At 39.4% G+C, this 24,516-nt stretch carries 28 protein-coding genes and 1 pseudogene; 4 read left to right on the forward strand and 25 right to left on the reverse strand.

Annotation, left to right across the window (positions count from 1 at the left end):
- Nucleotides 1-21 precede the first annotated feature (21 nt).
- The 3 genes from LS684_RS12485 to LS684_RS12495 are packed head-to-tail and all read right to left on the reverse strand — an operon-like array spanning nt 22 to nt 2,726.
- Nucleotides 22-684, reverse strand: coding sequence for a 3-oxoacid CoA-transferase subunit B (locus tag LS684_RS12485; RefSeq protein ID WP_233806388.1), 663 nt, complete (start codon nt 682-684; stop codon nt 22-24).
- Entirely contained in the window at nt 669-1,361 is a 693-nt protein-coding gene (locus LS684_RS12490; protein WP_233806389.1) for a CoA transferase subunit A, read from the reverse strand. Before LS684_RS12490 ends, LS684_RS12485 begins: the two co-directional genes overlap by 16 nt.
- Before the next feature lie 18 nt (nt 1,362-1,379).
- Nucleotides 1,380-2,726 carry an aspartate aminotransferase family protein gene (locus tag LS684_RS12495; protein WP_233806391.1) on the reverse strand — a complete coding sequence of 449 codons (1,347 nt, stop codon included), beginning with the start codon at nt 2,724-2,726 and terminating at the stop codon, nt 1,380-1,382.
- 269 nt (nt 2,727-2,995) lie between these two features.
- Between LS684_RS12495 and LS684_RS12500 the strand changes: the two genes are divergently transcribed.
- On the forward strand, nt 2,996-3,268 hold the full coding sequence (locus LS684_RS12500; RefSeq protein WP_233806393.1) for a YuzF family protein: 273 nt from the start codon (nt 2,996-2,998) through the stop codon (nt 3,266-3,268).
- Nucleotides 3,269-3,364: 96 nt separating this feature from the next.
- Here the strand turns inward: LS684_RS12500 and LS684_RS12505 are convergent, their stop codons facing one another.
- From LS684_RS12505 to LS684_RS24305, 4 genes and pseudogenes are all read right to left on the reverse strand, one after another.
- Nucleotides 3,365-3,958, reverse strand: coding sequence for a dienelactone hydrolase family protein (locus LS684_RS12505; RefSeq protein ID WP_233806394.1), 594 nt, complete (start codon nt 3,956-3,958; stop codon nt 3,365-3,367).
- A gap of 120 nt (nt 3,959-4,078) precedes the next feature.
- Nucleotides 4,079-4,585, reverse strand: a complete 507-nt coding sequence (locus LS684_RS12510; protein ID WP_233806395.1) for a GNAT family N-acetyltransferase — start codon at nt 4,583-4,585, stop codon at nt 4,079-4,081.
- A 431-nt stretch (nt 4,586-5,016) separates the two neighbouring features.
- On the reverse strand, nt 5,017-6,483 hold the full coding sequence (locus LS684_RS12515) for an NAD(P)/FAD-dependent oxidoreductase (RefSeq protein ID WP_233806396.1): 1,467 nt from the start codon (nt 6,481-6,483) through the stop codon (nt 5,017-5,019).
- A gap of 317 nt (nt 6,484-6,800) precedes the next feature.
- Nucleotides 6,801-6,890 (reverse strand): annotated as a pseudogene (locus tag LS684_RS24305) (YjcZ family sporulation protein); the annotation flags it as partial.
- A 476-nt stretch (nt 6,891-7,366) separates the two neighbouring features.
- Between LS684_RS24305 and LS684_RS12525 the strand changes: the two are divergent.
- Complete coding sequence (locus LS684_RS12525) at nt 7,367-7,948, forward strand: DUF502 domain-containing protein (RefSeq protein ID WP_233806398.1); 582 nt, start codon at nt 7,367-7,369, stop codon at nt 7,946-7,948.
- Nucleotides 7,949-8,192: 244 nt separating this feature from the next.
- On the opposite strand, the gene msrB is transcribed toward LS684_RS12525, so the two are convergent.
- The 3 genes from msrB to rsgA form a co-directional block, all read right to left on the reverse strand.
- On the reverse strand, nt 8,193-8,612 hold the full coding sequence (msrB, locus tag LS684_RS12530; RefSeq protein WP_233806399.1) for a peptide-methionine (R)-S-oxide reductase MsrB: 420 nt from the start codon (nt 8,610-8,612) through the stop codon (nt 8,193-8,195).
- Complete coding sequence (gene msrA, locus LS684_RS12535; RefSeq protein WP_233806400.1) at nt 8,613-9,149, reverse strand: peptide-methionine (S)-S-oxide reductase MsrA; 537 nt, start codon at nt 9,147-9,149, stop codon at nt 8,613-8,615.
- 84 nt (nt 9,150-9,233) lie between these two features.
- On the reverse strand, nt 9,234-10,298 hold the full coding sequence (gene rsgA, locus LS684_RS12540; RefSeq protein WP_233806401.1) for a ribosome small subunit-dependent GTPase A: 1,065 nt from the start codon (nt 10,296-10,298) through the stop codon (nt 9,234-9,236).
- A 341-nt stretch (nt 10,299-10,639) separates the two neighbouring features.
- Here rsgA and LS684_RS12545 point away from each other — a divergent pair, with 341 nt between their 5' ends.
- Entirely contained in the window at nt 10,640-11,392 is a 753-nt protein-coding gene (locus tag LS684_RS12545) for a DUF4397 domain-containing protein (RefSeq protein ID WP_233806402.1), read from the forward strand.
- Between the two features lie 364 nt (nt 11,393-11,756).
- Here LS684_RS12545 and LS684_RS12550 read toward each other — a convergent pair whose 3' ends face one another.
- The 4 genes from LS684_RS12550 to LS684_RS12565 all read right to left on the reverse strand — a co-directional run bounded on the left by LS684_RS12550 (nt 11,757) and on the right by LS684_RS12565 (nt 14,896).
- A complete protein-coding gene (locus LS684_RS12550) occupies nt 11,757-12,326 on the reverse strand; it encodes a YpmS family protein (protein ID WP_233806403.1) in 570 nt (189 codons plus the stop codon).
- A 6-nt stretch (nt 12,327-12,332) separates the two neighbouring features.
- On the reverse strand, nt 12,333-13,166 hold the full coding sequence (locus tag LS684_RS12555) for an SGNH/GDSL hydrolase family protein (protein ID WP_233806404.1): 834 nt from the start codon (nt 13,164-13,166) through the stop codon (nt 12,333-12,335).
- Between the two features lie 98 nt (nt 13,167-13,264).
- Nucleotides 13,265-13,843 (reverse strand): SCO family protein, encoded by a 579-nt coding sequence (locus LS684_RS12560; RefSeq protein WP_233806405.1) that lies wholly within the window; start codon nt 13,841-13,843, stop codon nt 13,265-13,267.
- A gap of 96 nt (nt 13,844-13,939) precedes the next feature.
- Nucleotides 13,940-14,896 carry a nucleoside hydrolase gene (locus tag LS684_RS12565; RefSeq protein WP_233806406.1) on the reverse strand — a complete coding sequence of 319 codons (957 nt, stop codon included), beginning with the start codon at nt 14,894-14,896 and terminating at the stop codon, nt 13,940-13,942.
- A gap of 141 nt (nt 14,897-15,037) precedes the next feature.
- Here LS684_RS12565 and LS684_RS12570 point away from each other — a divergent pair, with 141 nt between their 5' ends.
- Complete coding sequence (locus LS684_RS12570) at nt 15,038-15,550, forward strand: PCYCGC motif-containing (lipo)protein (protein ID WP_233806407.1); 513 nt, start codon at nt 15,038-15,040, stop codon at nt 15,548-15,550.
- A 245-nt stretch (nt 15,551-15,795) separates the two neighbouring features.
- Here LS684_RS12570 and LS684_RS12575 read toward each other — a convergent pair whose 3' ends face one another.
- The 11 genes from LS684_RS12575 to cybH all read right to left on the reverse strand — a co-directional run bounded on the left by LS684_RS12575 (nt 15,796) and on the right by cybH (nt 24,505).
- On the reverse strand, nt 15,796-16,650 hold the full coding sequence (locus LS684_RS12575; RefSeq protein WP_233806409.1) for a DegV family protein: 855 nt from the start codon (nt 16,648-16,650) through the stop codon (nt 15,796-15,798).
- 238 nt (nt 16,651-16,888) lie between these two features.
- The gene (locus LS684_RS12580) at nt 16,889-17,143 is read right to left on the reverse strand and encodes a DUF2535 family protein (protein WP_233806411.1); all 255 of its coding nucleotides are present in this window, start codon (nt 17,141-17,143) and stop codon (nt 16,889-16,891) included.
- A 96-nt stretch (nt 17,144-17,239) separates the two neighbouring features.
- On the reverse strand, nt 17,240-18,238 hold the full coding sequence (gene hypE, locus LS684_RS12585) for a hydrogenase expression/formation protein HypE (RefSeq protein ID WP_233806413.1): 999 nt from the start codon (nt 18,236-18,238) through the stop codon (nt 17,240-17,242).
- Nucleotides 18,238-19,350 carry a hydrogenase formation protein HypD gene (gene hypD, locus LS684_RS12590; RefSeq protein WP_233811643.1) on the reverse strand — a complete coding sequence of 371 codons (1,113 nt, stop codon included), beginning with the start codon at nt 19,348-19,350 and terminating at the stop codon, nt 18,238-18,240. The genes hypE and hypD overlap by 1 nt, the downstream gene beginning before the upstream one ends.
- A complete protein-coding gene (locus LS684_RS12595; RefSeq protein WP_233806415.1) occupies nt 19,334-19,558 on the reverse strand; it encodes a HypC/HybG/HupF family hydrogenase formation chaperone in 225 nt (74 codons plus the stop codon). Before LS684_RS12595 ends, hypD begins: the two co-directional genes overlap by 17 nt.
- Nucleotides 19,559-19,560: 2 nt before the next feature.
- On the reverse strand, nt 19,561-21,840 hold the full coding sequence (hypF, locus tag LS684_RS12600; protein ID WP_233806417.1) for a carbamoyltransferase HypF: 2,280 nt from the start codon (nt 21,838-21,840) through the stop codon (nt 19,561-19,563).
- Entirely contained in the window at nt 21,825-22,484 is a 660-nt protein-coding gene (hypB, locus tag LS684_RS12605; protein WP_233806419.1) for a hydrogenase nickel incorporation protein HypB, read from the reverse strand. The genes hypF and hypB overlap by 16 nt, the downstream gene beginning before the upstream one ends.
- Nucleotides 22,485-22,487: 3 nt before the next feature.
- A complete protein-coding gene (locus LS684_RS12610; protein ID WP_233806421.1) occupies nt 22,488-22,838 on the reverse strand; it encodes a hydrogenase maturation nickel metallochaperone HypA/HybF in 351 nt (116 codons plus the stop codon).
- 5 nt (nt 22,839-22,843) lie between these two features.
- Entirely contained in the window at nt 22,844-23,260 is a 417-nt protein-coding gene (locus LS684_RS12615; protein WP_233806423.1) for a hypothetical protein, read from the reverse strand.
- Complete coding sequence (locus LS684_RS12620) at nt 23,257-23,751, reverse strand: HyaD/HybD family hydrogenase maturation endopeptidase (RefSeq protein ID WP_432418771.1); 495 nt, start codon at nt 23,749-23,751, stop codon at nt 23,257-23,259. Before LS684_RS12620 ends, LS684_RS12615 begins: the two co-directional genes overlap by 4 nt.
- On the reverse strand, nt 23,735-24,505 hold the full coding sequence (gene cybH, locus LS684_RS12625; RefSeq protein WP_233806427.1) for a Ni/Fe-hydrogenase, b-type cytochrome subunit: 771 nt from the start codon (nt 24,503-24,505) through the stop codon (nt 23,735-23,737). Before cybH ends, LS684_RS12620 begins: the two co-directional genes overlap by 17 nt.
- Between the last annotated feature and the right edge of the window lie 11 nt (nt 24,506-24,516).

A 24,516-nucleotide genomic window follows, 5' to 3' on the forward strand; every position in this document is an offset into this window, starting at 1 on the left:
TCGACCACAACCCCTTTCTATTTAATCGATCACCTGAAGCGTTTCTGAAATGGAATAATGACAATCTGTATGCTTACGGATGTCTTCAACCGAATATGGCTTATATATCTCATGTAAAGTAAGCTGTTCATTTTCGCAGGAAAACACAGCCATATCCGTTATGATCAAATCAACACATCTAGCAGATGTAAGAGGAAGCGTGCATTCTTTGACGATTTTCGAATGGCCATGCTTATCCAATTGATTCATTAAAACAATGACCTTGTTCGCCTTTTGAGCAAGCTCCATCGCTCCCCCCATTCCCGGTACTTTTTTTCCAGGAACAATCCAATTAGCCAAATCTCCCTTTTCACTTACTTGTAAAGAGCCAAGTATGGTTAGGTCTACATAGCCTCTCCGAATCATGCCAAAGGCAATTGTGCTATCGCAGTAAGATCCCCCCTCTATTAAGGTCACGGGAAATCCACCTGCATTACATAAATTCTCATCTTCTTGCCCCGAACTTGGTGTTGGGCCCATTCCAGTAATGCCATTCTCTGCATGAAACATAACGTTAAGGTCATTTGCCAGGTGATTTGGTACAAGGGACGGAATGCCAATACCTAGGTTTACTACCATTCCCTCTTTGATTTCCTGTGCGGCCCTTTTGGCCATTCGGTTGCGGATATCTATTCCCATGCCCATTTCCAACTCACCCCCTCAGAAGGAATTAAATAGTCAACAAAAACGCCAGGCGTAACAATCTCTTCAGGGCTAAGACTTCCTAATGGAACAAATTCCTCTACCTCTACAATCGTGATATCCCCGGCCATCGCCACTAATGGATTCGTATTGCGCGCACTCTTGTCGTAGACTAAGTTGCCATATGGGTCTGCAAGTTTCGCATACACAATGGAAACCTCTGCCGTAAGCGCAGTTTCAACTAAATAGGTTTGGTCTTTTAATGTAAGTTGCTGTTTGTGTTGTTTGACGATGGGATGATCGACGCCAATATCACTTAAAACTGCTGGAATGCCTACTCCTCCCGCACGAATTCTCTCCGCCAAAATTCCTTGTGGAGAGAACTCAACCTCAAGCTTCCCTTCACTCATCAGCTGACCTGCAATAGGATTTGAACCAATATGGGAGGCAATGACCTTGTTAGCTCTTCCTGCTGCAACTAGCTGCCCAATCCCAATATGAGGAAAACCCGTATCATTCCCTATCAGAGTTAATTTCTTCGTACCCTTTTGCAAAATATAATCAATGATTGTTGGAGGTGAACCGACCCCGCCAAATCCTCCAAACATCAGCGTCATTTCATCGTGAAACACATGCTGTAATTGACTTAGTTCAGTGATTTTCCCAAAAGAATTTTCCATATCATTTCGCTCCAATTATTAAGGTTTATTCCTGTCTATATATTCTTGAAGTAAGTGAAATGTTTTCTTCAGTAGCAAAAGAAGCTCATCTAATTCCTGCTCCGTAATTGTTAGAGGAGGTGCGATCAGAATCGCGTCTCCATGAATCCCGTCAATCCCTGCACCTGCAGGATAAAGTAATAACCCTTCTTTTTGTGCCATTTCAACGATGTTACTTGTCACAAGCATATTTCTTGGAAACGGCTGTTTGTCTTGTAGATTTTGAACAAATTCCATGCCAATCATTAAACCTTTTCCGCGTATATCTCCGATAAAGGAAAAATCGTTTCTCAGCTCCTCTAGCTTTTCTACTAAATAAGCACTTTTTGCTGGAACGTCTTCTATAATCTTATTCTTTTCTAAATATTCAAGAACTGCTAATGAAACGGCACATGACTGTGGATTGGCACTTAATGTATGCCCGCTCATAATCGTCTTAGAACCAGCCAGTATCGGCTCCATCACTCGCTCACTTACAAGTGCAGCAGCAATTGGAGCATAACCCGCACCCATACCTTTTCCTAATGTAACAATATCTGGTTCAACATCCCAATGTTCAACAGCTAGCATCGTTCCTGTTCTACCAAACCCTGTCATCACTTCATCGGCAATGAATAGAATATTATATTTTTCACAGATTTCCTTGATCACCCGGTAATACTCCTTGGGTGGGGTAATGGCTCCGCCAGCAGCTCCAATAATCGGTTCAGCTATAAACCCTGCAATCTGGTCCGCTCCAATTCGCTTGATTACGGTCTCTAATTCTTGTGCGCATACATACCCACAATTTGGGACTTCTCGGTTGTACGGACACCGATAACAATACGGAGGATGGATGACGGGAAAATCCTCTAACAGTGGGACAAATCTTGCTCTTCTTCCAGCATGCCCTGACATGGACAGTGCACCGAGTGTAATTCCGTGGTAACTCATCCACCTGGAAAGTACTTTTGTTTTCGTTTGAATCCCTTTTTCCTGCCAATATTGAATCGCGATTTTCAGTGCAGTTTCTGTTGCTTCAGAACCACTATTCACAAAAAAAACCCAGTTTAAATCACCGATCGTGCTTTCGGCAATTTTTCGAGCAAGCTGTTCTGCCGCTTCACTTGTAAATTGAGAGCGATAAACAAACGATACTCTCTTGGCCTGGTCATGCATGGCAGTTATAATTTCATCTACCCCGTGGCCAATATTTGCTGTAACAGCGCCTGAGGAAGCATCTAAATATTTTTTTCCATCTTGATCAAATAAGTAAATCCCCTTTCCATAATCAATCATTGGATAATTCGTATCGAGAATAGGCTTGATTAGATGCGATTGATCCATTACACCCCTCCATTCCCCCAGCAGGAAGAAAACGCTTTCATGCACTTTAGAAGTTTTTATTAATTTATATGAATACCATTTGAAAATCTTTCTAAAGAATCTAAGAAAATTTCAAAAGAATAGGAGATTCCTTTTTACTACAAATAGAATAACGCGCTCACCACACACCTTGCCTATGAGAGGAGATAGCCCATTTTGAGCATTCGCCCATACAACTGACGATGGCATTACATATTTTTTAGAGAACCACAATTAGGAGGAGAATGAGGATGCCAAACTTTAGAGATCACCAAATGTATGCCCAAATGATGGGAGGACAACAAATGGCGATGCCATCATCCCAGCCGATGTATAATTTCGAACCATATGTATTTCAAACATTACAAACGGTAATGGGAAAAGTATTAATTGTCCAAACAACAAAGGATACGTTAAGAGGAAAATTACTTGATGTGAAACCAGATCATATCGTCATGCATATCGGCGACGAAATGTTCTTTGTTCGAACGGCTCAAATCGTTTCGATTATGCCTGATAAATAGAATGGTGAGAACGAGCTTTTTGAATAGCACAATGAACGCTTGGAAAGAGAATTTCCAAGCGTTTCATTTAATATTCAGATAAAATTAGATAAGTGCTCAGTAGGTTTCCAAAAAATGGACTAATCTATCAAATGCCTGTTGCTCTGATTCAGAATGATATGTTTCTGAATAGGAGTCACTAAAACCATGGAGCCCTCTATATTTGTGCGTTTCAACATTATTTGAACGGAGATTTAGGATTAACTCGTCAACCGAAAAGGATTTTTCCCTTTCTGGAAAAAACAACATCGTTGGACACACGGGCTTGACCTCTAGATGATTTCGGATTTGAGAACCGTAGAATCCGACTACACCGTCAAGAAAATCGACATCACTACATAACCAGGAAATGGTTGCACCTATACTAAATCCAACCATAAATATCTTCTCATATGGTTCTTTCCTTTCGAATAATACCTCTAAGATATCCATTTTCGCCTTCTCAAACCCTACATATTCCATAAAATGTTTATATGCTAATTTCTCTTGATGATATGTATATGGAGTTTCTTGATTTAGAAGGTTTGGGCAAATCACATCAAAGTCCAGCTCAGATAATCGGCTACAATAATCCTTAATGTGCTGATTAATTCCATAAATCTCATGAACTACAACAATCAAAGCTTTCGCATTTTTCCGTATATATAGCACGATTATTACTCCTATCCATGTACAAAATAAGTGATTCGTGATTCTGCTACATCTAACTCCTCATAACACTTGCCTTAAAAAGAAGATTATTGTTTAGAACAACAATTGCTGGAAAATAGGTTAGTGTAAGCTTAACACCATTAAATCCTCATCATAATATTGCCCTTCGTGAATAAATGCTTTTCGCTCAGTTCCATATACGTTAAAGCCAATTGTTTCATATAACTTTTTTGCAGAATCGTTAGTTGAAACGACTGTCAAGTTAATAAGTTCTAATCCGTCCAATATACTAGCATGCTTAATTAATTCAACGAGCAGCGATTTCCCTATTCCCTTTCCTCTATTCTCAGGTGACACATACATAGCAAATATATTTCCTTTATGTGCGGTTCTAGGTTGATCTTCACGCATAAACGTAACCGTTCCTACTAAAAAACCATTAGAATCAAATGAACCTAATACAAATTTGTTTTTCGTTGGTTTAATCCGCTCTGCAACTGTTTCAATAGAAAAGTGAACTTCTCTAGCGTATGTGGATCGAAATGCTGAAGGGTTCGTCTGTAATGCACCTAAACGTAATTGTTGATACAAAATGGCATCTGATTCTTCAAGGATCCGAATGTTCATTAGTCTCTACCTCAACTCGCTATTTTTTTCTAACTATTCTAGTGTAATCTAGGTTAGGATATCATATAGTCTAACTATTCTTACCATATTAACCTTAATATCTGACAAAAAAAAGAGAGTTTTCGATATAAAGCTGTTTTTCGTTGGAAAAGATATATTTCCGCTTCAGGTGCAGTGCGTGCAATCAGCGGATAAGATCAAAGAATTTAATTATTATACAAGCGTAATTATCAAATAAAAAAATAGAAGGAAAGCAAGTTAACTCTTTGAATTTAATTCTTGTTAAAACGGAGAGGGAATCACATTAGTGATACTTCTTTTATAGACTTTAGAATTATAGAGCCCAAAAAAAGACTGAGGACAAACTCAAATGTTTCGAGTGTGTCTTCAGTCTAAAAGCTACTATGTTGACATTTGATTTTTTCTCGTATTTAGACTAATACGGTTTCTTTTGTGTTTTTTGTAGACGTCTTTTCAACGATGTCTCTTGCAATCCATACACCACATGCGCTTGCCTGAGCTAGTCCCCGAGTAACCCCTGCACCGTCTCCGCCAACATATAAGCCGTTAATTTCTGTTTCAAAGCGTTCATTTAATTTTGGTCTTGCTGAATAGAACTTTGCTTCTACTCCATAGAATAACGTGTGTTCTGATGCCAGACCTGGCGTAACATGATTGAGTGCTTCAGTCATTTCAATTAAGCTTTTCATTGTATTGTATGGTAAGGCTAGACCAAGATCTCCAGGTACAGCTTCTTTCAGAGTAGGCTCTAAAAATCCCTCTCTAATTCGCTTAAGCGTAGAGCGGCGTCCTTTTAAGATATCTCCATATTTTTGAACAATAAGTCCCCCATTTGACAGACTATTTGCTAAGCGAGATACTTCATGTGCGTACTCATTTGGCTGATCAAATGGATCGGCAAAAGTATGTGAAACTAATAAGGCAAAGTTTGTATTTGGACTTCCTAGCTTTGGGTCCTTATATGCATGACCGTTAGCAAGCATGATTCCTGAATGATTTTCGACTACAACATGCCCTGCAGGATTGCTACAGAATGTTCGAACCTTTGTGCCAACGGATGTATTGAACACAAATTTTCCTTCATATAAATGTTCATTGATTTCTTCCATTACTATATTAGAGGTCTCCACTCGCACACCAATATCGACTTGATTGTTAATCATTTTTAAGCGGCGTGATTTCAATAGCTTCGTTAACCAAACCGAACCATCACGTCCTGGTACAATGACCACTTTGTCCGCAAATATAGAATCACCAGATTTCAACTTTACTCCTTCAATTACATGGCCGTCATCTGTTTTTCTTGTAATCAAGTCTTCTACTTCTGTTTTATATACCATATCTACTTTCTCTTTTAAATATTCATAGATACTCTTTAAGATTTCTAGATTTTGCTCGGTCCCTAAATGACGAACTTGAGCACGTAGCAGCTTTAGGCCAGCTGCATAACCACGGCGTTCAATTTCACGAACTTTATCTGTGAGCGGATCTGTAATGCTCTCTGTTGCACCGTGATCGAGGTTGATTTGATCAACATACTTAATTAAATCGACTACTTGAGAATCGGGAAGATAATCGGTCATCCAGCCTCCAAATTCACTTGTAATGTTGAATTTCCCGTCAGAATAGGCACCAGCCCCGCCAAACCCGTTTGTTATGGAACATGCTGGTAAACAGCCTGCGAATTCTTTTCTACCTGCAGCAGGTGGACACTTTTCAATCTTTTTTTGTAAAATTGGACAATTTCGCTTATAAATATCGTGACCTTTATCTATTAATAATACGTTTGCTCCTGGCATTTTCAAGGATAATTCATAGCAAGTAAATATTCCAGCCGGACCAGCTCCGACAACGATTACATCATAGTTTGTTTTCATAATGATTTCCCCCAGACGTTGTCTGTATTCGTTATTTCTCAACCCATTCGTAACTATATCAGATGAAAACGGTGTCGTCAACAATAAAAACGAACTATAATCAACATCTTATTAAATAACGTTCGTGAATTGCTTTATATCTAAATTTTCTGTCTTTAAAATAGGTAGAAATAGATCTGGTCCAATCAACTTCCATTGCTACGCTTAGCCGAGGCTCTATCCGCTCCCGCTTTTCCAGCTGACAGCCCAGTTGCTTTACACAATAAAGAAAAAAAGATGCCCACGTTAGCAGTGGACATCTTTTTCGTATGATTCAATTAGCACTTGCCGTACCAGCTAGCGCCGATGATAATCAATAAAATAAACAGGACAACGATTAACGCAAAACCGTTAAATCCATATCCTCCAACTGCAGCAGGGTAAGCATATCCACCTTGGTAACAAGGGTCACAACCATAACCATATCCGTAATTCATAATGGGTTTCCTCCTTATTATTGTTTCATTGTTTGTTCTCTACACGATATGTATTAGGTACTTGACCTGTATGTGCGTTTGCCCATTTTTTATTATTTATTTGCCTAATGGGTAGAATGATTGTATTGTAAAATGAAAGGCTTTTTTCGTATGCATCGTTGCTTTTATACATAGGTAGTTTTCCGTTCAAGAATACTCGTTTGCAGCGAGGCGAGCCGTGAGTTTCCTCGGCTTCGCCTGTGGGTCTCACCTGTCCCACGTTCCCGCAGGCGTCTCGAATCCTTCCGCTCCAAGCTGCTAGCCCTCGTCTATAGAAAGTAATCTAACTTTGGTATAAAACAACAGACATTTAGAAAATAGTCATATGTAAAGAAACATAGAATGTAAGGAGATTAGAGGATCATTCGATGAAAAGTATACTAAAGAATTTTGTAAATGGAATTCTCACCATTGTTCCAATTATTGTGGTGTTCTACATCTTGTATAAGCTGTTTGTTTTTTTAGATAGTCTACTTGGAAATATTCTAAAACCGTATTTAGAGGAGGATTATATCCCTGGAATTGGGTTAATGTTAACCGTCACTCTCATCACAGTCTTAGGTTGGCTGTCTACTAAGTTCATAACAGGCTCCCTATTTCGGCTCGTAGACCGCCTGTTAGAGAAAATCCCTTTAGTAAAGACTCTTTATTCTGTCATTAAAGATACTGTCCATTCTTTTTTAGGCGAAAAGAAGTCTTTTTCTAAGGTTGCACTTGTAACGATTCCTGGTACAGCCATGAAAAGTATCGGATTCATTACAGCTGACGAGTTGGAACGATTTTACGAACCATTGCAGGACTATATTGCAGTCTATGTTCCACAAACCTTTCAGGTTGCCGGTTTTACATTTTTAATACCAAAAGATCAGGTAGAAATGATGGACATCAAGCCAGAAGACGCAATGAAGTTTGTCCTTTCTGGAGGGATGACATCTAAAGGAAGTAAATAGAAGAGATTTTTACCCTGTATGTGTTAAGGAGTAAACCACTTCACTTGAACTATGTGAATGGCATGTATGAGTAGACAATCGTGGAATAAGATGATTTCCACTTCAAGCGCTTGCTCTCCGGGGGCGTTCGGAAACCAAGCATCCTTCAGCATTCAGCTGTAAAAAAAGTCTTGGTTGTAACGCTTATCCCCTGGAGTCAAGCACCTTCGTTTCAATCACCTAGTTTAAGCAACTTGCCACGTTATTAAAACAATGATAGAAATTTGCCGTACCCCTCTTTTTCTAGATCCTCTTTTGGAATAAAGCGGAGGGCAGCTGAATTGATGCAATAACGTAGCCCATTTGGGCCTGGCCCATCATCGAATACGTGACCGAGATGGGAATCTGCGTTTTTACTTCTTACTTCTGTTCGGACCATAAAGTGGCTTCGGTCCTCTTTTTCAATAATTTCTTCCTCATCTATCGGCTTCGTAAAGCTTGGCCAACCGCAGCCTGCATCATATTTATCCTTTGAGCTGAACAGTGGTTTGCCAGAAACGAGGTCCACATAAATTCCGTCTCTTGTTTCATTCCAGTATTCATTTCGAAAAGGCGGCTCTGTTCCATTATTTTGAGTGACCTCATATTGCATACTCGTTAATTTCTTTTTTAAGTCTTCCTTCATTTATTGATCCCTCCAATGCTTTTCAATAAATGCTGCTCTGCCTGAGCCTTTATGGTACGCATCATATCTAACAGGACTTTTTTTATAATAATATTGATGATACTCTTCAGCTGGATAAAACTCTTTAGCAGGCACAATTGGTGTAACAATTGGTTTCGAAAAGCGCCCGCTTGCTTTTAGCTGTTGTTTGGACTTCTCAGCTAGTTCGCGCTGTTTCTCTGTGTGATAAAAGATGGCTGTTTGATAAGACTGTCCTCTATCGTAGAATTGTCCACCTGCATCTGTTGGGTCAATTTGCTGCCAGAAGAGCTCAACCAGCTTTTCGTAAGGAAAAATGTCTGGGTCAAACGTAATCTGAACTGCTTCATAATGCCCCGTAGTTTCAGAGCACACCTCTTCATAAGAAGGCTTATCCTTATGCCCCCCAGTATATCCCGATACTACTTCAATAATGCCTGGCTGCTGGTCAAATGGCTTAACCATACACCAAAAGCAGCCACCAGCAAATGTAGCCAATTCATGCTTCAATTGTTCCATATTATCAACACCTCCATCATAGATTAAAGAAAAAAACGAAATAATGCAAAAAAAACCTCTCCATTTGGAAAGGTTTGTGTATGATTATTTCGGCTTATTTTTCGCTTTACTCGTTTTATTTATGTTTTTCCAGCGCTTCTTTTCTTCAAGCTGTGCTTTTTTATCAAGCTTTCGGTCTAAATAAGCTAATTCTCTTTGAAGCTTCTGGTAGCTTTGAAATCTTTCTTCCGGTATCTCTCCTGATTGAATCGCTTTTCGAATCGCACATCCTGGCTCATTATCATGCTGACAATCACGGAACTTACAGGAATCTGCTACCGATTCGATATCTTGAAAGCTTTCAGTTACACCACGGTCGCTCTCCCAAAGCTGTAGCTCTCTCATCCCTGGAGTATCAATGAGCACCCCGCCATTTGGCAAAAATACAAGCTCTCGATGTGTGGTCGTATGCCTGCCTTTATCATCCGCTTCTCTTATTTCCAATACTTTTTGTTTATCTTCCCCGAGCAAAAAGTTAGTTAAAGTGGATTTCCCGACACCGGAAGAACCTAGAAGGGCAACTGTTTGACCAGCACCGATATATGGTGCAAGAAGGTCCATCCCCTCGTTTTGAATCGTGCTAATGGTTATGACTGGAACTCCTAAAGCAACTTGTTCCACTTCAGCCATTTTCTCCGCCGGATTTTCACATAAGTCCGCTTTGGATAGGATTATAACGGGATTTGCTCCACTTTCCCACGTCAATAGCAAATATCGTTCAATCCTTCTTAAATTAAGATCATCATTAAGAGAGTTCACTAGAAAGATCGTATCTACATTTGTCGCAACTATTTGCTCTTCTGTTGTATGGCCTGCTGATTTTCTTGAAAATTTACTTTTTCGAGGAAGAATGTGATGAATGGTCCCTTTTTGCTCATCGTATCTCGCCTTCAGAACTACCCAATCACCTACTGCTGGAAAATCCTCCCGAAGATGGGCCTGATAAGAAAATTTCCCTGATACTTCACATAGAAGCTCTCCATTTTCCGTCCAAACGCGATACATCCGCTTATGCTCAAGTGTGACTCTTCCTACAATATATTCTTCTGTTTCATATGGCGCAAAAGCCAATTGTAATGGCTTATCAAAGCCTAGATTTGTTAAATTCATTTAATCTTCTCCTTATGTGTAAAAACTGTCATTTTTGCAGGCTAGAAGCTTACCCCTAGCCAAAATAAAAACCCATAGGCACACAGCCCATGGGTAGTAAACATCATAAGGATTAAATGAAGATTACGAATAAATCTCGACACTTCTACCGATGGGCTGTGTATATTCAATTAGAGAGACATGTAATCGTTTTTTCATAACACAACACCACCTTTTTGTTAATATTCTTATTATATGGAAAATAATTCTGATTGTAAAGTATATTTTTTCAATAAGAACCACTTTATGCGTTAACGCATATGGTATATAGGTGAAAATCACAGAACGAAGGAGCGAGGGATATGGCTAAAAATAGAAATCAACATCATTATTTAGAAGAGGCTGCCTTGTATGATGTTTTAGCAGGCTATTATAAATACATCAACCCAACGATGCATATTCATTATTATCAAAAACATTTAAAATGTTTGCATAAAGCACTTAACTTGATGCGAATGGAAGCAAATAATGGGAATTCTCCTGCGATGGTAAGGGTCCTACACGCTTCTCCAGATGCACCTAATGTGGATGTGTATGTAAATGGAAACCCCATCTTAAAAAACGTCGAATACAAACAGTCGAGTAAATACATGTCGTTACCTGCTGGTAGATATCAAATTGATATTTATCCCACTGGAACGATGGTTTCTACCGTTATTAGTAAAAAGGTTCATGTCGAACCGGGCAAATTTTATACGTTAGCGGCTATAGGACCTGTAAGCAAGCTTCGATTAGCTGCTTTTGAGGATATGCCTCAAGTACCAGCAGGCGAAACGAAAGCACGCTTTATTCACCTATCTCCAGATGCACCTGCAGTTGATATTGCCGTAAAAAATAGAGATGTCATTTTTCCAAACGTATCCTTTAAGGAAGCGACCGATTACTTAGGACTTAGTCCAATGACAGTGGATTTAGAAGCTAGAGTAGCAGGAACGAAGAATGTAGTACTCTCATTACCAGGAATTCAGCTAAACCCAAATGAAGCATACACCATTGTGGCTGTCGGCTTTGTGTCGGATGATCCTCAATTAGAAGCCATCATTCTGAAAGGCTAGCATTCTAAGCTGATTTCATGTTACGAGATTGGTACAGACTGTAGACAAACTCTATTCAACTAATGTTTGCTTATAAGTTAATTATGAGGCATTCATAGGCGAGGCAAAGGTTTCAAGGGAGCTAGAAACGGTGATTGGAGCGGAAGGCGATGATCAAAGGGGTTTTGTGCAGCAGTCAAGTTCCCGCAGAACCAGAGACGAGGTAGCATGAAGTATGCCCAAGGAAAGCAAGCGACTTGAGCGGAATTCACTCTTATCCTAGATGGAAAAATAACAAAAGCCTGACTCGAGTATTAAGATGCCCCGTAATAGTTAGATTGGTGTCTAACTATTACAGGGCATCTCTGAATGAGCCAGGCTTTTTTTATTCTGTCGGTACTAGCAAGCTAAATTTAATTTGATCCTCTTGAAGATTAAATTCATCTACTCTCACGCTCAAATCACTTTTCAATTTCATCTTTTGTAAGGCGATATATATTTGCTCTTCCTTTGGATCGATTTGAACCATATCAGGAAACTGATAATTGTCTCGAATCATCTTTAATACCTGTGATACAGGAAGAGGCAATTCTCCGATGGAGATCGATTTTTGTTTCAACAACAAATCACCATTATCTAAGGCAACGGGCTCAAAAGTTAACTTCATTTGGATATTTTGAGTAAAAATCGGAATCGTCCCATACAGTTCCACATCATCTTTGAGCAAAACCTCATAATCGATTGGACCTTTTAAGCTTTCAATATGGTGATTGATCACTTGATTTAGGTCTTGTTTATTCGTAGTAAAATGAAATTGAACCTCTTCCTTTGTGTTCTCAACCAAATCTATTTCTTCAGGCTTGACTGGCATGTTCAACAATACGATGAAAGTTATAACCACAATAATATTAACAATCGCTAATAGGAGGAATAATTTTTTCCAATTATACTTCATATTTCCTTATTCTCCTCTTTCTAAAGCTGTATATTTTACTTCTAATGATTTCTGTAGCACTTCACTCCCTAATTTCTCATAAAGCCTTTGTGCCATCAGCTCATACCCTTTATCATTGGGGTGAAAATAATCGGTGAATAATATGGCTTCTCCATTCTCTTTAAATAGATCATCTATCTCTACAAAAAACGTATTTTCATAAGTAGCTAAGATTGTGGTGCTCGTTTCATTCCAGTCCTCAATAATTTGATCAATTTCTTTCACATCGGCAAACCATTGAGAGAAAGGGTTATATAACCCAACAAGAACAATTACACTATTTGGATTATTTTCACGAACAGAATCTAGTACTTTCTTTAAATTCTTTTCATAAGCTATTTTTTCTTTTTCGAAATCCTTTAATTCAAGGCTAGAGAAATTCTCTCGAACCACCTTCATTACATCATTTCCACCGATGGTCATGATGACAAGGTCTGCTTCTTGTATGTCTGTCTTAACTTCTTTTTTCTGTAGTCTTTCCAACAACTGTGTCGTTCGGTTGCCTTTTACTCCATAATTTGAAAACTCCGTTGCTTGCACTGCCTTATTTTCCTTTAAATACCCTTCTAAATAAGGAACATACCCGCCACGATCTGAACTATCTCCCACACCTTGAGTAAGTGAATCTCCTACGGCCACAATTTTAAAATCTTTCGGAATAAAGTCAAGAGGTAGCTCTTGTTTTGATACGATCGCTGACTCCCTTGGTACATTTGTTTTTCCACCCTTATTTGGTGTATCCAATTGACATGCACTTATGAGAAAGACGCAAAGAAAAAGAGAGGTGAATGGTAATCTCATGTAATCACCTTCCTTTATAATTTCATTCATATTATACCACTGGTCACCTTAAGAGACATCTATTTCGTTTATGAAAAAAAATAGACCTCCAAAAAGGCCTATTGTACTGCTTTAATATCTTTAATGATGTCTTCAAATGGGATTTTTGCTAGACCTGTGTAGTATTTTAAGATTTTCCCATCTTGTCCAACTAGATAGAAATCTGTACCATGTCCAACTTGGTCATCATTTTGTGGTTTGACAACCAATGTTTTAAAACTTTCTCGTGCAAAATCCGTTATTTCTTCTTGTGAATATCCCGTAAGGAAATTCCAGTTAGAGTAATCTACATTAAATGTGTCTCCGAACTCTTTTAGTTTTTCAGGAGAATCAACAGTAGGATCGACAGTAAACGAAACAAATTGTATATTTTCAATTCCTTCTTCTTTTACCATTTCTTGAAGCTTACTCATATTAGAGGTCATTGGAAGACATACGTCTTCGCAGCTTGTAAAGATAAAATCAGCCACCCATACTTTTCCTTCCAAATCCTTCAAACCAAATGCTTCGCCCTTTTGATTTTGGTAAGAAAAGTCTTCAACAGGCCAGTTTTTAGCATCTTTTATCCCTTTTTGTCCGCAAGCAGCTAATAGCAGCACACCTATGACTGCAATCGTAGCCAAGAATCGTAATTTCATTTTTTCACCTGCAATCATTTTTATATAATCGACTTATATTCTAGCAAATAGATAGGAAAGAATAAAGAAATTTAATTGACAATGGTGTGAATGCTTCTAACTACTCCCCTTTTTCATAGTTTGATAAAAGGACCGAATAAAAGTGGGATAATTGTAATGAAGGGCAACCTCGTGGTAAGGATAATCTGCCTTTTCTATTGTTTTTCGAAAATCAGCTATTGTCTGACCAAAAGCACAGCCCTGATTCACAACTATCTTCACAGGTACTCGGCTGTAGCTGATTTCCTTTTCATTCACCGTAGCCCAAAGGGTAAACAAATCGTGTAGTGGGCTACCACTTATTGTTGGGTCATTTTTTTTATAAAATTGATAGTAATAATCGACCATTGGCTTGACGAGCTTCCCCACATGATTGTTCGTCTGCTGGTAGAATTCGTCTAAGTCGTCGATAACCATAGGTGAAACAAGGGCAGACCTAGTTACATCTAAAGGGAAAATCTTCACACTTTTTGGAGCCATATTTAAAACGATATTTGCTGCGTATGGATCACCATAAATATTCGCTTCAGCAACTGCCGTTATGTTACCTGGCACTTGAAAAGCGCCTCCCATAATATAATACTCACTTACTTCCTCCATGTACGTTGGATACAGGATAAAGGCTGTCGCTAAGGAGGACAAACGTCCTACATTAACGATTGAAAGGTCGTCTTTATATTTTTCAATTATTTTTTTTATCCCATCGAAGTTCTCAAACACAGCGGATACTTCTGTAGTTGGAATGATCGGCCCCAGCCCTTCAACTCCGTGTACCTCAGGATAATAAGTTGGAAATTCACCTGTTAATGGGATATGTGCCCCTCCAAAAATCGGAGTAGCCACACCAGTCACCTCCCGAAGATAAGCTGCATTCCGAACAGCATCATCCTTCGAGACGTTTCCATAATCAGCTACAACCCCAACGATATTAATATCCTTATTGAAATAAGCATATATAATCGCAACAAAATCATCTACACCAAAGTCACTGAAAAATAATACATTTTTCATCATCCCACCCCCGCATATATACTCTATGCAAAAGTTGAAGCATCTATTGCTCTACTAGGAAAAATTCTCAAATTCAATCATTTATACTTAAGCAGATAAACAGTATGGTACTATAGAATGGAATCTATCGATTGGGAGGATCCTATGAAAAAATATTTCCTATTTCTCTTCACCGTACTAGCCCTTCTTTCTGGATGTTCTGCGGCGAATGATGCTCAAAAAGATAAGGAGAATCATGAAGAGCATGACTCAGAGCATGCATTACACGCTCCTAAAGGAGACATACGTGAAGAAACGAGTAACATCAGCACCCTGCCGAAATTCCTTGATGACAAACCCGAGCAAATGAAGGTCATTTATGAAGCAGCTGCCAAAAACCAAGAGCTCCTTGAATACATCCCATGCTATTGCGGGTGTGGAGATTCTGTCGGCCATAAAGATAACTACGATTGTTTCGTCTATGAAAATAAGCCATCCGAAGCAATTGTCTGGGATGACCATGGAACAAAATGTGGCGTCTGCCTTGAAACAGCTGCTGAAAGTATCCTTAAATATAACGAAGGCGCATCTGTCGAAGAAATCCGTGAATACATCGATGAGAAATATAAAGATGGATATGCCAAGCCGACACCAACCAAAATGCCGAATCAAATTTAAGCTAGGCGTTTGTACTCTTTGGTTTCCTTGGGGGAGCAGTTGAGTTTATAGAGGAGTTTTTTGAGCTATTTGGTGTTTTTATTGTTTGTTTTTGATCTGGGGGAAGTGGTTCGGACTCGCGGGCAGGCTTTTCCTAGATTCCTGTCCGAACTTGCATTCTTTTCGGACTCGTTCACCCGGGTTCCTGTCCGAACGAGCGCACCGTTCGGACTTTACTACATTTTCACCTGGTGACTCTTTCCAAATTAGTTAGCCGAATCCTCAAAATAGTACATAAACCCAATCGCACCTTGACCGGTATGTGTACTGATGATCGGGGTTGTGTATTCAATTGTACATTTATCATAGCCTGTTACCTCTTGAATAGAATCTTTTAGTTTGTTGGCAAGTTCGAGCCCTTCAGCATGTGCAATGCCCACTCCTTTGATCGTCTTTCCTTTCACGTCTTCAGCGAATTGCTTCGAGAGGAATTTAACGACTTGAGAGTAGCTGCGCGCTTTTGAAACAGGATTGTAAGCGCCGCCTTCAAGGGATGCAATCGGCTTGATATTTAACATTGAACCAATTAGTGCTTTCCCTTTTCCAATTCGACCGCCTTTAACGAGATTTTCAAGAGTATCCACTACAACAAACAATCTAGTATGCTTACGAACTTCATTTAGGTGTTGCACGATTTCATCTACAGTTTTTCCTTCTTTTATCATCTTGGCCGCTTCGATTACCTGGAATCCTAATGCCTTTGAGATAAAGCGAGAATCTATGACCGTTACACTTGTACTTGACATTTCGGCGGCGTTTTCGGCTGATTGAACCGTGCCACTCATTCCACTTGTCATATGAATGGAAATGACCTCGTAACCCTCTTCACCTAATCGGTCATACACTTCTAAAAAAGAACCAACTGCAGGTTGTGAGCTTTTCGGTAGCTCCTTTGATTCTTTCATTTTATGTAGAAATTCAACGGGTGTAATGTCGACGCGATCGAGGTAACTCTCTCCATCAATATAGATATTCAATGGCACTACTTCAATGTTATATTCTTTTACTAGCTCATCTGATAGATCCACTGTTGAATCAGTGACTACTTTAATTTTCATCATCTTTCACTTCCTATTCATCTCACTGACCAAACTTTATCGGTCATTTTATTTAGGGCTTTTACTGGCATGAAGCCAGAAGGAAAATTCTTTCTCTTATAGTATTATACTAGTTATATTCGAGCAAATTAAAGCATAACACCTTTAATTACGTAAAAAATCACTTTTTCCTTCTGTTTGTAAGCATTTACCTAAAGCTCAAGCAAAAAAAAGAACCAATATGAATACTGGTTCTCTAAAATTATGCATTATGATCTTTGATCTCAATTTTATTGAATAATTCTTCATAAACCGGCCATTTTATGGCCCTTTTGAGATGTTCTTTAAAAGAGTAGCATGTTTTTGCTCTATGCTCTTTGTAAAGAATTGTAATAAAGGATTGCAAACGGACTTGAATTAAGAAATTATAAGGACTATCTTCCTCCAATACTGGAATCTCAATAACTTTGACCTTCTGTCCAACAACATTTTTGAACTCTAGGCTCTTGAATAGCAAAATATCAATCCTCTTTTTCACCCGTTTGAACTTATTATAACTCAAGTATGGCTCGAAGAATGTCTAAATATGCAATTTAACAAAAAATATATATTTTTAGCAAATTCTTGGGAACATCATACCTGATAATCGAGATAACATACGCTTGGAGCCAATTGGTGTTTCTAAAAGAAGCTGTCCCTTCCCAACCTGTGAAATGGTGCCTATTACTTTTGCTTCTTCTCCTTCTGGAAAAGACTTTAGAATCTCAAGTGCCTGCTCAGTGTCTTCTTTTCCAATAATAATGATGGCTTTTCCTTCGTTCGCTACATACATTGGATCAAACCCCAGCAAGTCACACGCTCCATGAACCTCTGCTTTAATAGGGAGAGATTCTTCTTTAATGACCATCTGAAGAGAAAAATCTTCAGCAAGCTCTACTAAAGTGGTAGCTAAGCCTCCTCTAGTTGGATCACGCATAATTCGGACCGATTCACATGCTTCATGCACTAAGAGAAGCATGTGGTTCAAAGAAGCACAATCGCTTTTTACATGGGTTGTAAATCCTAGATCGCCCCTTGCAGCTAATACTGAAATTCCGTGGTCACCGAGCGTGCCAGTTAGGATCACTTGATCCCCTTCTTGAAAAGACGGAGCTTCTTCGCCTCTTATTGTGACTCCAATTCCTGTCGTATTTATATAGACTCCATCGGCACTGCCTTTTTCCACAACTTTTGTATCGCCTGCTACAATAGTTACCCCAGTCTTCATTGCTTCTGATTTCATATCCTCAACGATTGTTTTAAGATCCTCAACTGAAAAACCCTCTTCAATTACAAACCCACATGTTAAATACATGGGCTTTGCACCGCTCACAGCTAAATCATTTACCGTTCCAGCTACCGCCAGCTTCCCGATTGAACCACCAGGGAAGAAGATCGGCTTGATCACGAAGGTGTCAGTAGACATGGCAATCGTTGCTTTCGGAAGGGTGAGGATAGCTGCATCTAGCATGGCTTCTTTCGTATCACCAAACGCCTTAACAAATACTTCTTTTATTAATCGATGGCTTCGTTCCCCCCCGTCCCCATGCTCAAGACTAATCTTCTTATCCATTACACACTCTCCCTCATAAATTGATAGAATGCTGAGCAGCTTCCTTCTGCTGACACCATACAAGGGCCGATCGGATTTAGTGGATTACACGCTTTCCCAAACAAACGACACTCTTCTGGAGAAATGAGCCCCCTTATCACTTCACCGCATCGACACTTCGTTTTCTTTGGTTCTCTCATCTCAATTTGAAATCGTTTTTTTGCATTAAAACTAGAGAATTCTTCTTTTATGTCTAGGCCGCTATCCTTAATTACCCCGATACCTCTCCATGCTTCATCGCATGGTGTGAAATAACGATCCATCCATTCTTTCGCAACTGTATTTCCACTCTTAGTCACAATTGATGGGTGATCATTTTCTATTAATGGTTGATTTTTTAATGATAGATTCAATAATTTGTAGATCCCACTTAGCAATTCGGCTGGCTCAAACCCTGAAATGACCCCTGATATTCCATATTCATTTGGGAGATATTGATAGGAATCTTCTCCGAGAACAATGGAAACATGTCCTGGTAAAATAAATCCGTCTAACCTCACATCTCCTGCATCTAATAAGTAGCGAAGAATCGGCTCAACCAGCTTCGTTGTCATCCATACAGTAAAATTCCCCAACTGAAGTCGATTTGCTTCTTCTATTAAAATAGAAAGAATCGGGATCGTTGTTTCAAATCCAATCCCAAGAAAAATCACTTGCTTATCTTGATTTTCCAAGGCAATTCGGATGGCATCTGTTGGAGAATATAAGACTCGGATATCTCTCCCCGTCGTCTTTGCTTCCATCAACGTCCCTGAAGATCCTGGTACTCTCATCATGTCTCCAAACGTACATATAATCCGGTTTTCTCCATCTGCAAGGGTAATCATTGCATCGATTGATTGCTGATCGGTAACACATACTGGGCAGCCGGGACCTGAGATCAGATTCACATCATCCTTTAATGACTGCTTTACGCCAGACTTTGCAAGTGCCATAGTATGAGAACCACAAACCTCCATAAATGCAGGCTTCCTCCCATAGACATGATAATATTCCTTCGCTTTTTCTTTTACTGCTTGTACCAATGGCATACAAATATCAGGATTAGAGGATTGCTTAAGAATTTCGAGCATCAATCAGCTTCCTCCATTCATTCACACTTTCTAAAGCAAATTGCTCATCAATAATGGACATCGCTTGGCCAGCATGAACGATTACATAGTTACCTACCTCGACATCAGGAATAAAAATAATCCCAACGGTCGTTTGTGAGCCCATGACATCTACTAGCGCTTGGTATTCATGTTTTTGGATGACCTTCGCAGGAACACCTACACACATGATTATGACCTCCTTTTAGCTTGTGCAACCATGATTTGTCCATAGGATAAACCAGCATCACTACAAGGTAGCTTTCGATGGGTATACACCCTAAAGCCTTTTTCAGTTAATGTACTTGTCAATCTTGATCGAATATATTGGTTGTGGAAGCTGCCACCAGATAGAACAACTGTTTTCTGAACATCTTCTATCTGCTTCTGAATCTTTGTTACACAGTCAGCTAAAGCAGAGACAATCGTTTCATGAAATTTAGTACTGATATTGGGTAGACTTTGTCCGCTTTCGATATCGTCAATAATTTGGAGCAGCATCTTTGAAAAGTCAAACTGATAAGTTCCATTTTCATTTTTCAACTCATAGGCATATGTACCAACATCTAATTTAAGTGAGGCAAATTCACTTAAGCGAATGGCAGCTTCCCCATCATACGTTGATATGGTACAAACTCCGCAAATCGCACTGACCGCATCAAAGAGTCTTCCACATGTCCCTCCGTAGACCAGGTTTAACTGATTCTGAATCATTGACCTCAGAATGTGGATTTCCTTTTGTTTAGAGTGAAATAATTTTGCGGCTCGCTTCTCCCCTTCATCACCAAACAACTCGATTAACATTGCTACTGCATTACGCCACGGTTCTTTGATACACTTTTCATTTCCAGGTAATGGAGTGTAAGTGAGATGTGCAAGTCTACTAACCTTTTCGTAATTTCCATAAAACACTTCAAATCCCCAAACTGCTCCATCTAAGCCATAACCTGTCCCGTCTAAAATGATTCCAAAACAATTTTTAGTTAACTGATTTTCCCCCATACAAGCTGCCATATGTGCATGATGGTGTTGTACTTCAATCGTTTCATCAAAAGAATACTCATTTTTCATATATCTCGTATGATAGGTTGGATGAGCATCGATTACAGCAACCTTTGTTTCAGCTCCGGTCCATTTCATCAAATGTTTCAGCTCATTCTGATAATGGGAGATGGTTTCAATATTATCTAAATCACCTAGGTGTGGCCCCATAAACACTTGTCCGTCTCGTCCAATGGTGAAGGTGCTTTTCTGCTGGCCTCCAAAAGCAATGAAGCCTGAAAGATTATTGTCTACCCTTATCGGATCTGGCACATATCCTCTCGCTCTTCTAAAAAGATCGGGCAAACCATTTGAAACTTGAACGACTGAGTCATCCAGTGGATGAAGTATTTCTCGATTATGAATCAGTACATAGTCAGCAATATCCATAAGTAGCTTCTGCGCATCCGTGTCTCTATAGATTATTGGTATCCCTGACGGATTCGCACTTGTCATAACGAGTGTTAACTCCTCATTGTTCAAAAATAATAGATGGTGCAATGGGGTGTATGGCAGCATCACTCCAATTGTTGTTAAATGAGGCGCTACTTCTGCTGCTAAATGATAGGATTCATGCTTAGTCATAACAACAATAGGTGCTTCCGGACTTAATAAGAGTTGTTCTTCCTCTGATGTTACATTTGCAAACGCTGTAACTCTCTCAATGGATGAAGCCATTACAGCTAGTGGCCGGTTCGGACGATTCTTCCGCTTCCTTAATGTGGATACAGCCTCGCTGTTTTGAGCATCGCAGCAAAGGTGATATCCACCTAATCCCTTAATTGCCACAATTTTCCCTTGCTTCAGCATTTGTATGGTCTCTAAAATAGGATTCATTACAGGAAGCGGCTCTCCACTTTGATCAACTAGAAGAACAGCTGGACCACAGTCCGAACATGCAATCGGCTGGGCATGGTGCCGCCTATTTCTTGGATCCTCGTATTCCTCTGAGCAAGTACGGCACATTGGAAAATCTTTCATTGATGTGTATGGTCGGTCATAGGGAAGCTCATCAATAATCGTATATCTAGGTCCACACTGCGTACAATTAATGAAGGGATAGCGATAACGGAAATCCTTCTTGTCTTTTAATTCTGAAAGGCAATCAGGGCATATGGCCGAATCCACAGGAATAACAAGCTTAGAGCTTCCTTGTCGATTGCTGGCAATAATAGAGAAATCATAAAACTTCTGCTCAGGTATCGTCTCGACAGCGATTTGTTCTATTTTCGAAAGTCTCGGTGCTTTCTGTGTAATATCTTGGATAAAATACGATACGTCTCCTCGTTTGCCTGATGCAATGATTTTTACCCCATCCATGTTGTTCTGTACCGTTCCTTTTATGTGATGTGCCTCTGCAAGCTGGAAAATAAACGGCCGGAACCCTACACCTTGGACCCTTCCATTTATTTTAATTAAGACTGTATGCATGTTTGATACGCCTGATCAATCCAAGTAAACCATTCATCCATACCTACCTTTGTACTAGCCGATAAAGGAAGAAGGCCAGAGATGGGATTTATAGCCAATAGATCTTCGCGTGCCACATCCACATCAAAATCTAGATAGGGAAGAAGGTCAATTTTATTTAAAAGTACGAGCTCCGTTCTCATAAACATCGTTGGGTACTTCGGTATCTTATCGTTGCCTTCTGGAACGCTTAGTACGGCCACCTTATGATTTTGCCCAAGGTCATATCCTGAAGGGCAGACTAAGTTCCCCACATTTTCAATAAATAGGATATCTATCTCATCCAAATCAAATTCTCCAAGTGTGGCTGCTACCATCCTTGCATCAAGGTGGCAGCCACCATGGGTGTTAATTTGAACTGCTTGAGCTCCTAATGCACGAATTCGATCCGCATCCTTTTCTGTTGCAAGATCTCCTTCAATTACAGCAACCCGATACTTGCCTGCTAAAGCTTTCACTGTTTCTTCCAATAAGGTGGTTTTCCCTGCACCAGGGGAGCTCATTAGATTAATAACCAGCGTCTTCGTTTCCGTAAATTGTTGCCGGTTAAATTCAGCTGCCTTGTTGTTGTTGGTTAATACGTCCGTTCTTAATGTGACTTTCATCGATTATCTCCCCTCGTATGATAAGACTTGAAATGTTTCACCTGATACGATTTTTCCAGAAGGTGTATGACAGCTCGGGCATACGGATATTCGTTGATCTGGTGTATAGCTTCTTTGACAGATCACACACCTTGCTTCTGCTTTCTCAAAGTGTATCGTTAATACTGCTCTTGGATCGATAAAGTGAGGATTTTGTATACGATATACTTCAAATGCCATTTGAATCGCATCTGGCATCACATGGCTAATTTCTCCAATGATTAAATCGATTTCTTCTATAATCCCAATCTGTTGTTTCTTACAATCCTCCTGAATCATCTCGAGGATATCCCCCATTAATGCCATTTCATGCATAGCGTTCATTCCCTAATACCAAGATAATATCCATTCTCTGTCTTTTTAATTGGGTACTCCTCTAGAAGCAATTCCCCATTTGTACGATCTAAATGAAAGGTTTCCTCGCATTTAAAACATTTTCCTGTAGCAGATAGGTTTGAGTAGAAGAGGAGGCTGGAACAAAAAGGACAAATCCCACTATATGCCTCCATTTTCCAACCATCATAGGTTAAAAAATATGGGTTTCCGCCTATAAATACTTGTTCTACTTTTGAGGTCTGAATAATTTCCGTAAATAAGAAATACCATTTCATCTGTAGAACACGATTGGCAAGATGTCCGAGCCTTTCCACGTCTTCTTCAACGAAAGGTTCATAGACTGATCGTACCGTTTTTAAGAAACCCAATCTCATTTCTCTAAAGAAATCAATCCGTTTCACGAGACACTTCTCCACTGGTATACTTGCTTAACAATTTGATCCACTAAAGTGGGGAGCTTTTGTTGATTTGTTTCGGAAAGTTCTACCCCTAGCTCTAAACTTGTTGGCTGCATGCCAAACATCATAATATTTTTTGGGTATTTTTCTCTTATTTTGGCCGCGAACAGCACCTCTTGAAATCCAAGCTGATGAATGGACATTTTAATCCCAAAATATGCTGGAATCTCTTCACCTTCAAGTGAAATAATGGTACCGCCTTTTTTTCCAGCATTAATCGCATCTATGACAATTAAGTAGTTTGTGTCCTCTATCGGTCCAAGCAGTCTCATTCCATCGGTCGACCCTTCGATGATCTCTATATTAGACACAGATTTGAGGGCTGCCTCTATCATTGGCAAGCTATGAACACCAATCCCTTCATCCTTGTAGAGTGTGTTGCCTATTCCTAATATCGTTATCTTGTTATCTAGCTGCTTACTCATCTTTATCATCACCAACTGCTTTTTTTGGTTCTACTTTGTATCCTGTAAAAATCGATGACATCGTACCATTGCGTTGTAGGTAGTCCTCACGAAATGCCATATATATATGAACAACCATAAAAATCATAAATCCCCATGCGACCAGATGGTGTAAGGATCGAATGCTAAAGCTATCCCCTCCAAATAAAAGGGGAACCCAGCTAAAGAAAAACTTGCCATAGATTGATTCAGGCTGTGGTTCAAAATATAAATAATAGCCTGTAAACATGATGACTAGTGAACCGATTCCGATGAAAATCCAATAGCTTAACTGTGCTAGCGGGTTATGCCCTACGTAATGATGCTTCTTATTTTTCATAAATAGATAATATTTAATCGTTTCATATGTTTCTTCCCAAAACACTCGGCGAAATGGATTAGAAGTAGCATATTTATTTCCTTTAAATACCCAGTACCACCGAACAACTAAATTAATCGTGAATATAAATGCAGAAAAGAAGTGAATATATCTTGCCCACCCCATGACATTCGAGTAATAGGCTTCTTCTGGTACGGTAGCACCTAAAAATGGGTTGCCAATATAGATTCCAGTTATCATGAGTAATACAATCGCTAACGCATTGATCCAGTGAAATACTCGAACAGGCAGCTCCCATACATAGACTTTTACAACCTTTTTATCTACAGGTCTTACTTTCGGTGCTCGCTCAGGCTTATAGATCACTTCACTGCTTTGATTTGGCATTGGATTCGGGTTTGGCATCCGTCAGCCCT

The sequence above is a fragment of the Cytobacillus spongiae genome (genome assembly GCF_021390075.1).